This is a genomic window from Longimicrobium sp. (assembly GCF_036554565.1).
Lineage (GTDB): Bacteria > Gemmatimonadota > Gemmatimonadetes > Longimicrobiales > Longimicrobiaceae > Longimicrobium.
This window is the reverse complement of sequence record NZ_DATBNB010000322.1, coordinates 1-10,895: the sequence shown is the minus strand read 5'-3', so window position 1 is coordinate 10,895 and position 10,895 is coordinate 1. Positions and strand designations below refer to the sequence as shown.

General features: G+C 67.9%; 9 protein-coding genes, 1 tRNA gene and 1 pseudogene. 8 read left to right on the top strand and 3 right to left on the bottom strand.

Annotation, left to right across the window (positions count from 1 at the left end):
• The first annotated feature begins 681 nt into the window (after positions 1-681).
• The 3 genes from VIB55_RS08945 to VIB55_RS08935 all read left to right on the top strand — a co-directional run bounded on the left by VIB55_RS08945 (position 682) and on the right by VIB55_RS08935 (position 1,977).
• A complete protein-coding gene (locus VIB55_RS08945) occupies positions 682-1,254 on the top strand; it encodes a DUF4126 domain-containing protein (protein WP_331876316.1) in 573 nt (190 codons plus the stop codon).
• 154 nt (positions 1,255-1,408) lie between these two features.
• Entirely contained in the window at positions 1,409-1,858 is a 450-nt protein-coding gene (locus VIB55_RS08940) for a nuclear transport factor 2 family protein (protein WP_331876315.1), read from the top strand.
• A gap of 46 nt (positions 1,859-1,904) precedes the next feature.
• Positions 1,905-1,977, top strand: a tRNA-Lys gene (locus tag VIB55_RS08935).
• Positions 1,978-2,629: 652 nt separating this feature from the next.
• Here the strand turns inward: VIB55_RS08935 and VIB55_RS08930 are convergent.
• On the bottom strand, positions 2,630-3,796 hold the full coding sequence (locus VIB55_RS08930; protein WP_331876314.1) for a cystathionine gamma-synthase: 1,167 nt from the start codon (positions 3,794-3,796) through the stop codon (positions 2,630-2,632).
• Between the two features lie 195 nt (positions 3,797-3,991).
• Here VIB55_RS08930 and VIB55_RS08925 point away from each other — a divergent pair, with 195 nt between their 5' ends.
• The 4 genes from VIB55_RS08925 (at position 3,992) to glmS (ending at position 8,870) form a co-directional block, all read left to right on the top strand.
• Positions 3,992-4,462 carry an Lrp/AsnC family transcriptional regulator gene (locus tag VIB55_RS08925; protein ID WP_331876313.1) on the top strand — a complete coding sequence of 157 codons (471 nt, stop codon included), beginning with the start codon at positions 3,992-3,994 and terminating at the stop codon, positions 4,460-4,462.
• Positions 4,459-5,439: a drug/metabolite exporter YedA gene (yedA, locus tag VIB55_RS08920; protein WP_331876312.1), complete on the top strand. Its 981-nt coding sequence runs from the start codon at positions 4,459-4,461 to the stop codon at positions 5,437-5,439. Before VIB55_RS08925 ends, yedA begins: the two co-directional genes overlap by 4 nt.
• 86 nt (positions 5,440-5,525) lie before the next feature.
• A complete protein-coding gene (glmM, locus tag VIB55_RS08915) occupies positions 5,526-6,893 on the top strand; it encodes a phosphoglucosamine mutase (protein ID WP_331876311.1) in 1,368 nt (455 codons plus the stop codon).
• Positions 6,894-7,016: 123 nt separating this feature from the next.
• On the top strand, positions 7,017-8,870 hold the full coding sequence (glmS, locus tag VIB55_RS08910; RefSeq protein WP_331876310.1) for a glutamine--fructose-6-phosphate transaminase (isomerizing): 1,854 nt from the start codon (positions 7,017-7,019) through the stop codon (positions 8,868-8,870).
• A 164-nt stretch (positions 8,871-9,034) separates the two neighbouring features.
• Here glmS and VIB55_RS08905 read toward each other — a convergent pair whose 3' ends face one another.
• Complete coding sequence (locus tag VIB55_RS08905) at positions 9,035-9,484, bottom strand: hypothetical protein (protein ID WP_331876309.1); 450 nt, start codon at positions 9,482-9,484, stop codon at positions 9,035-9,037.
• A gap of 225 nt (positions 9,485-9,709) precedes the next feature.
• Positions 9,710-10,213, bottom strand: a complete 504-nt coding sequence (locus VIB55_RS08900) for a hypothetical protein (RefSeq protein WP_331876308.1) — start codon at positions 10,211-10,213, stop codon at positions 9,710-9,712.
• Positions 10,214-10,448: 235 nt separating this feature from the next.
• On the opposite strand from VIB55_RS08900, the pseudogene VIB55_RS08895 reads away from it, so the two are divergent.
• Positions 10,449-10,895: pseudogene (locus VIB55_RS08895) on the top strand (hypothetical protein); the annotation flags it as partial.

Sequence of the window (10,895 nt, the reverse complement as noted above, 5' to 3'; positions counted from 1 at the left end):
AGCATAAAAATCCACCATGGGATGCTCCCAGAGCCAACGCAGATTATCCTGATCCGGCAACTCGAGGCGGAGATCCACTGGCGCACCTGCGACGCGCTCCGCCTGCCACTCTAATTCAGGCGTGACGTTGCTCAAATCTGGACCAGTAAGGTAGAGGCGCAATTCAGACATCAGAGATTTTCACGATGAGTGAGTACTGGAAGCACCGGGATGGGGTAGCGCGTCGAGCGCAACTGTCGTAGCGATGCGGAGGTCCGGTGCAAATCTGCGCAGGGGGTGACTCCAGTATCGCACCCCCCCATCTAAACAACAATATGCGAAGGGCAGAACCTTGCACCATACCGACTGGGCTCTCCCGCGGAACTCCACCTCAACAAGCGAGCGGCCCGGGGCTATCCGATGACTTGAATCTCAGGGACAGCTTGAAGGGATCGGAATGGGCTGGTCAGCCCATTGCTCATCACTCGAAAAGGGGCTCCTCTCGAGGTGGGGACGCGGTCGGCGCGGCAGGCCGCGCAAGCACCGCGCAGAGCAGCGCACCGGAAGGCGTAGTCTCGCGGAACGCGTGACGTCACTGACTCTGTCGAGCCAAATTGTAAGTTCCGCTTGCGCTCCCGCTCGGCGGGCGTGAGTATCAGGAGCCCAGACCTTCCCCCTCCGACCGCCGTCTTCCGAACGCACATGGAAGCACTTTCCGCCGCCGCGCTGGGCCTGGTGCTGGCCGCCTGCGCGGGGCTGCGCGCCTTTCTGCCCATCTTCAGCGCCAGCGTGGCGGCCTGGATGTCGGACATGCCCCTGCCGCCGGCCATGGAGTGGCTGGACCAGCCGCAGACGATGGTGATCTTCGGCGTGGCGACGCTGCTGGAGATCCTGGGCGACAAGGTGCCGCTGGTGGACCACGTGCTGGACTCGGTGCAGGTGGTGAGCAAGCCCGTGCTGGCCGCGCTCGCCGCGACACCGTTTCTGTACCAGGTGTCGCCGGAGTTCGCGGTCGGCATCGGCATCGTGCTGGGCGCGCCGCTCGCTCTGGGGGTGCACGGCGCCAAGGCCACGGCGCGGTTGGGAAGCACGGCCACCACGGGCGGGCTGGGGAACCCCGTGCTGAGCGTGCTGGAGGACGTCGCGGCGGTGGGCGCGATCGTGATCGCGTTCCTGGCGCCGCTGCTTGCGCTGGTGCTGGTGGCGGTGCTGCTGTTCGTCCTCTTCCGCTTCGCGCGCCGCATCCGCCGGTTGACGCGACGCCAGCCGGGCTAACCCCCCTTCGCTCGACATCCACAGAGGCCCGGGCGATCCCTCAGGTCTTTTGGGCTCCTGGTGCGTTCTACCCATGCCGGGCAGGATGTCGGAGAGCAGATTCATCACACGCTCACACGACATCGGACAGAACCCGTACAGGAGATCGCCGGCCATGGTTGCGACGGACGTGCTGCCCCCCACCATCGCCGCCGCGCCGCGGCCGCTTCGCGCCGCATGTGATTCCTGCGCCGACGCCGCGATCATCCGCGCGATGTACGACGCCTACGCGCGCCGCGACCTGCTGGACGTGTTCTCGTGCTTTTCGCCGGACGTCGTCATCCGCCAGAGCACGCACCTTCCCTGGGGCGGCACTTTTCGCGGGCTGGACGAGGCGCGCGGGTTCTTCGACACGCTCATGGAACACGTGGATTCGCGCTTCGAGGTGAAGGAGATGCTGCCGGCGGGGGAACGGGTGATCGTCAGCGGGCGCACGCGCGGCATCGCCCGGCGCACCGGCGCGGCGTTCGACCTGGGCGCCACGCACGTGTACGAGTTTCGCCGCGGGAAGGTGATCCGCATGGAGTCGTACGTCGACACGCCGGGAATGATCGCGGTGCTGTGAGGCCGTGGGTTGAGCGCGCGGCCCCAGTGCCCTATCTTTGGGGCGCGGGTCGGTAGCTCAGTTGGTAGAGCACTCGGCTTTTAACCGATTGGTCCTGGGTTCGAGTCCCAGCCGACCCATGTCGTTCCCGAACGCGTGTACGCGGAAAAGGGCACCTCTCGCGGGGTGCCCTTTTGCGTGGGCCTCGGCTGCCGTGGGGCCCTCACCCGTCCTCGCTTATGCTCGTCCACCCTCTCCCACAAACAGCGTGGGAGAGGGGGTACACACCATGGCTGTGTGGAGGTTCGACGCGGGCCGGCGCATGCCGCGGCCGCCCCCCATCCCCAACCCTTCCCCCGCAAACTGCGCGGGGGAAGGGAGCCAGTATGGTGCACCACCCCTGCCGGGTGCACCCCACAGCCGGTCATCCAGAGGCCCAGGCGCACCGGACTCGCCCATACGCCATCGCTCGCGGGCCGAAGGATCTTGCCTGCGTCACGTCTCACCAGGGCCCGGTAGCGGCGCCGTGTCCGCGAGCTATGTGTGCCGGGGCTGGGTCGGCGCGCCTTGCATGGTGTGTGGCGGATCCCTCGGTCGCTGCGGGCTACGGTGCCAGGTCAGTTTCGCCGTGGCCGCTCCGTCGGGATGACACGGGTGCCCGGGCGCGCCACCCGAGCGCAGAGTGCATCCGCAACCGGGTAGTCCGCGAAGGCGGACATCGTGTGGTTGTTGCAGCGAATTCATTCGCCCGTGCAGGCCGGGGCCACTCCAGCGAGTGGCCCCGGCCCTCCATCACACCGCGGCGAGCGCCTGCTCCAGGTCGGCGATCAGGTCCTGGACGTCTTCCACGCCGCAGGACAGCCGCACCAGCCCGTCCGTGAGGCCCATGGCGTAGCGGCGGTCGCGGGGGATGGAGGCGTGCGTCATCATCGCCGGATGGCCGATCAGGCTTTCCACCCCGCCCAGCGACTCGGCCAGCGCAAAGATGCGGACGCCGTTCACGAACGCCGCCGCGCGCTCCAGCGAGCCCATCTCTATGCTGATCATTCCCGTGAACCCGCGCATCTGCCGCCGCGCGAGCTCGTGCTGCGGGTGCGCGGGAAGGCCGGGGTAGTACACCTGCTGCACCTTGTCATGCGCATCCAGCCACTCCGCGATCTGCTGCCCGTTCGCGTTGTGGGCGGCCATGCGCAGGTGAAGCGTCTTGGTGCCGCGCAGCGCCAGCCAGCAATCCCACGGGCCGGGCACCGCGCCCGCCGCGTTCTGCAGGAAGCGAAGGCGCTCGTGCAGCTCGTCGTCGCGCACCACGATGATGCCGCCCACCATGTCGCTGTGCCCGTTGACGTACTTGGTCACCGAGTGCAGCACGATGTCGGCGCCCAGCTCCAGCGGGCGCTGGTTGTAGGGCGAGGCGAAGGTGTTGTCGACGCTCAGCAGCGCTCCCGCGGCCTTCGCGATCTCCGCCGCCTCGGCGATGTCGCTCAGCCGCATCATGGGATTCGTCGGCGTCTCCAGGTGGATCAGCCGCGTGTTTGGCTTCACCGCCGCGCGGAGCGCCGCCGGGTCGCTGCTGTCGACGAAGCTGAACTCGATGCCCAGCCGCGAGATCACCTGGTTGAACAGCCGGTAGGTGCCGCCGTACACCCCCTCGCCGCAGACCACGTGGTCGCCCGCGCTCAGCAGCTTCATCATCGTGTCCGTCGCGGCCAGACCGGACGAGAAGGCGATCCCGTGCGTTCCGTTTTCCAGCGCGGCCACGTTGCGCTCGTACGCCTCGCGCGTGGGGTTGTGGGTGCGCGCGTACTCGTATCCCAGGTGGCGCCCCAGCTCGGGCTGCACGTACGTGGACGTCTGGTACACCGGCATCATGATGGCGCCGGTGGTGGGGTCGGGCCGCTGGCCGGCGTGGATGGCGATGGTGCCCAGCCCAAGCCCCGCCATGTTCATCTCGTCTTTCATCGGTCTCGTGATTTGATGGTTTCCAGGCGTCCCGGCGGCGCCAACATAGCCCGCGCCCGAAGCCGGCGCCAACCGCCCGTCCTCTCCCTGTCGACCCAATCTGATCGTTCGGTGCGGCACGTACTCTGCTGAACGACCAGTGGTTGACGGACTACTCTGGCGGAAGTATCGTCAGTGCAGAAGGAGAATGCAAGAATGATAGACGACATCGACCGGCAGATCCTGGCGATACTCCAGGACAACGCCCGCATCGCCAACGCCGAGATCGCCCGGCAGGTGGGAATGGCGCCCTCCGCCATCCTGGAGCGCATCCGCAAGCTGGAGGAGCGCGGGGTGATCGAGGGATACACGGCCCGCATCAACCCCGAGGCGCTGGGGCTGAAGCTGACGGCGTACGTGTTCGTGCGGGCCGACGAGCGCGCCGGCGCCATCACCACCGCCGAGCGGCTGGCGCAGATTCCCGAGGTGCTGGAGGTGCACCACGTGGCGGGCGAGGACTGCTTTCTCACCAAGCTTCGCGTGGCGGGAACGCGCGAGCTGGGCGAGCTGCTCCGCGAGCGGTTCGGCGCCATCGACACCATCCGCTCCACCCGCTCCACCATCGTGATGGACACGGTGAAGGAGACCACGGCCATCCATCCGCCCCGCGCGGGAGGGTCCGCATGAACGAGTCCCGGACTTCCGCACCGATGGGGCAGGTGATCGCGGCGTTTGCCGCCGTGTACCTGCTGTGGGGCAGCACCTACCTGGCCATCCGCTTCGCCATCGAGACCCTTCCGCCGCTCCTGATGGCGGGGGTCCGATTCCTGCTTGCGGGCGCCGTGCTGTACGCGTTCATGCGTTTGCGCGGGCAGCCCGCGCCCGAGCGAAGGCACTGGAGGAGCGCCGCCCTGATCGGCGGCCTGCTGCTGGTGTGCGGCAACGGCGGGGTGACGCTGGCCGAGCGGACGGTGCCCTCCGGGGTGGCGGCGCTGCTGGTGGCGATGGTGCCGCTGTGGATGGTGCTGCTGGAGTGGCTTCGCCCCGGCGGCACGCGGCCCACGGGGCGGGTGATGGTGGGGCTGGCGGTGGGGTTCGCGGGGATGGTGATCCTGGTGGGCCCCTCGGAGCTGGCTGGCGCCGGCGCGGTGGATTTCGGCGGGGCGGCGCTGGTGCTGTGCGGCTCGCTCGCCTGGTCCATCGGCTCCATCTACGCCCGCGGAGCCACGCTCCCGGCCAACGCGTTCGTCGCGACGGGGATGGAAATGCTGTGCGGCGGCGCGCTGCTGCTGGTGGCGGGCGCCGCGCGGGGCGAGCTGGCGGGGCTGAACCCGGCGGCGTTCACCGGCCGGTCGCTGGCGGCCTTCGCCTACCTGGTGGTGTTCGGCTCGCTGGTGGGCTTCACCGCGTACATCTGGCTGCTGGGCGTCAGCTCGCCGGCGCGGGTTTCCACCTACGCCTACGTGAACCCGGTCGTGGCCGTGTTCCTGGGATGGTTGATTGCGGGCGAGGCGCTGACCCCGCGGGTGCTGATCGCCGCGGCGGTGATCGTGGCGGCGGTGGCGGTGATCACCACCGGCCCGCGGCCGCAGTCCGAGCCGGGAGCGCTGGCCGACGCGCCGGGCTCGAAGGCTGCTTCCAGGCGCCGCCGCCAGGCTGCTTGACGGCATTGTACGCGGGCGTGACATTGGCGCCCCCGCCGGGGACCCCCCGGCGATCCTGACGACGTAACCGCAGACCCGGGCTGCCCGTGATCGATACCTCCAACCTGATGGTGAGCGTTTCCGGCGTGCGGGGGCGCGTGGCCGAGGGGCTGACGCCCGAAGTGATCGCCCGCTTCGCCGCGGCGTTCGGCGCGTACGCCATCAAGCGCGGCCCCGGCAAGACGGTGGTCCTGGGCCGCGACTCGCGCGTGTCGGGCCCCATGTTCGCGCGGGCGGCCACGGCGGGGCTGCAGTCGGTGGGATGCGACGTGGTGGACGTGGGCATCGCGCCTACGCCCACGGTGCAGCTGGCGGTGGAAGACCTGAAGGCGGCGGGCGGACTGGCGGTGACGGCCAGCCACAACCCCATCGAGTGGAACGCGCTGAAGTTCATCGGCCCAACGGGGATGTTCCTGGACGCCGAAGAAGGCGCGGAGATGCGCGCCTTCCTGGAGGGCGACATCCCCCGGGCCATCTGGAGCGACCTGGGCGGCTACAGCCAGGACGAGGGCGCGGTGGAGCGCCACCTGGAGCGCATCCTCGAGGTTCCCTTCGTAGACGTGGATCTCATCCGTTCGAAGAACTTCCACGTGGCGCTGGACTGCGTGCGCGGCGCGGGCGGCCGCATCTTTCCCCAGCTGCTGGAGGCGCTGGGGTGCCGGGTGAGCGCCATCAACATGGAAACGGACGGCCTCTTTCCGCGCGAGCCGGAGCCCGTGGCCGAGAACCTGGGCGAGTTGGAGGCGCTGGTGCGGTCCAGCGGCGCCGACCTGGGGCTGGCGACGGACCCCGACGTGGACCGCCTGTCGCTGGTCTCGGGGGAGGGAAGCGCCATCGGCGAGGACTACACGCTGGCGCTGGCCTCCATGCTGGTGCTGCGCCACCGCCCGGGGCCGCTGGTGACCAACCTGTCGACTAGCCGGGTGATGGACGACGTGGCGGAGCGCGCGGGCGTTCCGCTCGTCCGCGCGGCGGTGGGCGAGATCAACGTGGCGCGCCGGATGCAAGCGGAGAACGCGACCATCGGCGGCGAGGGCAACGGCGGGGTGATCCTTCCCGACGTGCACCTGACGCGCGACGCGCCGGTGGCGGCCGCGCTGGTCCTTCAGCTGCTGGCGGAAACGGGCAAGCCCCTTCACGCGCTGGCGGCGGAGATCGGGCGGTACGAGATCGTCAAGGAAAAGGTGCCGCGCCCCGCGCAGCCGCTGGATGCAGTCTACGACGCGCTGGCGGCCCGCTTTCCCGAGGCGCACGCCGACCGGCAGGACGGGCTGCGGCTTTCGTGGGCCGCGGAAAAGCGCTGGGCGCACCTGCGCCCCTCGGGAACGGAGCCCATCGTGCGCATCATCTGCGAGGCGCCCACGCGGGCGGATGCCTCGGCGCTGGTGGAAACGCTGCGGGCGGCGCTTCCCTGAACGGCGGGTCACGACGGTTACTGCGGTACGAAGGCAACGGAAGTCGGGGCGATGGATGACGGTCGAGGGTGGATGATCGTCAGGCAGCGAACCCGAAATCACACACGCGCGACCTGAAGAGCCATGTGCGGAATCGTCGGATACATCGGTGAGCAGCAGGTTACCCCCATGCTCATCCAGGGGCTGAAGCGGCTGGAGTACCGCGGCTACGACTCGGCCGGGATCGTGGTGTCGAACAACGGCCACCTGGAAGTGCGCAAGGAGGCCGGCAAGATCGCCGAGCTGGAGAAGCTGCTGGTGCAGGAGCCGGCCGAGGGGTGGTACGGCATCGGCCACACGCGCTGGGCCACGCACGGCCCCCCCACCACCAGGAACGCCCACCCGCACCTGTCGGAAAAGGGCGACTTCGCCGTGGTGCACAACGGCATCATCGAGAACGCCGGGACGCTGCGGAAGGTGCTGCAGGAGCGCGGGCACGTGTTCAGCTCCGAGACCGACACCGAGGTGCTGGTGCACCTGATCGAGGAGATCTACAACTCCGGCACCGGCCGCGCGGGCGAGTCGCTGGAGCGCGCCGTGGAAATCGCGCTCACCCAGGTGGAGGGCACCTACGGCATCGCCGTGGTCTCGACGCGCGACCCCGGCAAGATCGTCGCGGCCCGGCTGGGGAGCCCCCTGCTGATCGGCGTGGGCGAGAACGGCGAAACGTTCGTGGCCAGCGACGCGGCGGCGGTGATCGCCCACACGCGCGACGTCATCTACCTGGACGACGGCGACATGGCCACCATCACCAAGTCCGGCTACGTGGTCCATCGCCCAAAGCAGGGCCCGGTAGACCGCCCCGTGAACCGCGTGGACTGGGACCTGAGCGAGGTGGAGCGCGGCGGCTATGCGCACTTCATGCTCAAGGAGATCACCGAGCAGCCCACCACCCTGCGTGAAACCATGCGCGGGCGCCTGCTGGAGGAAGAGGGCGCGGTGAAGCTGGGCGGCTTGACGGGGATGGATGACGAGCTTCGCCAGGCGCAGCGCGTGGTGATCCTGGGGTGCGGCACCAGCTGGCACAGCGGGGTGATCGGCGAGTACCTGCTGGAAGACATCGCCCGCATTCCCACCGAGGTGGAGTACGCGTCGGAGTTCCGCTACCGCCGCGCCGTGGTGGAGCCGGGCACCATCGCCATTCCCATCTCGCAGTCCGGCGAAACGGCCGACACGCTGTGGGCCATGCGCGAGGCCAAGCAGCAGGGCGCCACCACGCTGGGCATCGTGAACGCCGTGGGCTCCACCATCGCGCGCGAAACCGACGCGGGCGTGTACCTGCACGCGGGCCCGGAGATCGGCGTGGCCTCGACCAAGGCGTTCACCAGCCAGGTGGTGGTGCTGGCCATGATCACCATTCACCTGGGCCGGCTGCGGGGAACGCTCAGCCAGTCGCGGGCGCGCGAGATCGTCCGCGCGCTGCGGCAGCTGCCGGAGCAGGTGGCGGAGATCCTGAAGACCGAGGAAGAGATCCGGAAGCTGGCCGAGCAGTACAAGGACAGCCGCAACTTCCTGTACCTGGGGCGCGGCTACAACTTCCCGGCGGCGCTGGAGGGGGCGCTGAAGCTCAAGGAGATCAGCTACATCCACGCCGAGGGCTACCCCGCGGCCGAGATGAAGCACGGGCCCATCGCCCTGATCGACGAGAACATGCCCGTGGTGGTCATTGCGCCCAAGGACGCGGTGTACGACAAGGTGCGCAGCAACATCGACGAGGTAAAGGCGCGCGGCGGCTGCATCATCGCCGTCGTCAGCCAGGACGACACCGAGCTGGAGGAAGTCGTCGACCACGTGATCCGCATCCCGCGCACGCACGACGCGCTGACGCCCATCCTGGCCAGCGTGCCGCTGCAGCTGCTGGCGTACCACATCGCCGTGCTGCGCGGAACGAACGTGGACCAGCCGCGGAACCTCGCGAAGAGCGTTACGGTGGAGTAGGAACGCACGCTCGGCGCTGTGATGGTGGTCGAGAAGACGCCGCCGCTCGGGAGAGCGGCGGCGTCTTGGCATGTGTGTAGGCGAGTGAGGGTTTGGTATTCTCATGGGACAAGAGCCTTTGTGGGGCAGCATCCGGCACGCGCCCCGGCTCTCGTAGGTTTCCGCTACGCCCGTTTCCTGCACGCCGCATCGAACTGTCGGGCTGCAGCGACGATCTCGCGAGCCCAGGCTGGAACCTCATCGTCCGGGAGACACTCGACGATCAATCCAGCTTCCATACGGAGGATACGAAGCGGTTCGACCATGCCATCATCATCGGGGTCCGCCGAATTGTCGAACAGCACCACGCGGTGCAGTGCCGGCCACAGGCTGATCAGGTTCCTTGGGCTACTCTCGTAGCGCTGGCGGATCTTGCCTTCCGGGATGCTGTGCCCGCCCTTTTGAACACGGCTGGCCACTCGCCGGACGTGCATCTCCGGACTCTCCAGACCTACATAGTACATGTGGACCAGTAGTCCGGATTCGGCGGCCTCTCGCAGGAGTGTCGGGATGGTATTCGCTCCGAGAGTAGTCTCGAAGTTGAAGTTCGTGTGGTGGCGGATTGCATCCTCCAACAAGGCCCGTCCACGCTCCCAGGCCTGCGAGTTCGCGTCCGTGGCAGAGAGCCCAGGGGTAGCCCTCCGTAGCCGCCGAGCGTGTTCGTCGGGATTGTAGTACGTCGTCGCGTCTTCACCGTCAGGTACTGGGCGATCACCGAACTCTTGCCGGCCCCGTTGGTCCCGGCGAACACCATGATGACTCCCGTCTTCGGCTTACGCGTCATGGGGGCGACACCGGCCTCACTGGATTCGGACCCGCGGTTGGGCTTCGAACATACGGTCTACGGCTTCTTCAGACTCGGGTGTCTGCATCCGAGCGACGAGAACCTTCAGGTCGGACTCGATGAGTGACAGGGCCGCCGTGCTGGCCAGAGACGAGTTTGCTTCAGCGCTGTCGTTGTTCGCAAGCGAACGGAGAATTCGCTCGGCCGTCACAACGGAGCCCAGCACCATCTCCGTCCGCCCTTCGAGGAGCATTTCCCGTGGCGTGCGCCCGGAGAAGACGAATGACGGAAGGTCGAGCCACGAACGGGCCTCGGTTTTTCCAAGCGCCTGCACAAGATAGTTCGCCAACTCGTCCAGATGCTTGAGCCGATCCTTGTACACGGGTCCCGGCGTTTTGCCCTTTCGCCACCGGTAAAGCGTGCTGTATTCGACCTGTACGGAACGCGCAACCTCGTCGAGGGAAAACCCCAGGAGGTCTTGTGCTGCGTCGAGTCCTGGAAGCTTCGTCGCTGTAGCCATGGCCGTGCTCCGCTGTGACTGAGGTTCTTCCTGATGAATAGCAATCTCGAACTTATGCCTTGCAAATGCAAGGTGTCGTTGCCCACGATGTTGCCGTCGATGCCCGCGGAACGAAGGTGGACCAGCCGCGGAACCTGGCGAATAGCCACCCGGCCAGCATTGGACTGCCATTTGCACGTTCTGCACGATCTTCACCATCCGGACTTCCCAAACGATGCCAGGCACAGGGGACGCCATGCCGACCTCGCAGGAAGGCGGACGCACCACGGCTATCGATCCCGCGGAGCGCGTAGTCGAGTTGGAGCGGGCATTGGAGCGCCAGACCAGGCTGCTGGCGCTCATGGACCAGGTCGCGCACGCCGCCATCCGCGCCGAGACGCTCGACGACGCCATCAAGGTGGGCGCGATGCTCACCGGGTGGCCGGTTGGACATGCATATTTCCTGGACGAGGACTCCGGCGAGCTGGCGCCGTCCGGCCTCTGGCACCTCACCGATCCATCCCGTTTTGCCCCGTTCCGGGCACAGACGCACGTGACGCGTCTCCGGCCAGGTTCGGGGCTTCCCGGGCGTGCGCTCGAACGCGTCGCGGTGCAGTGCGATGAACACGTTTCGGCCGACGCGACCGAGCCACGTGCGATAGTTGCGGAGTCGGTGGGGCTTCGGGCCGGAATCGCGATTCCG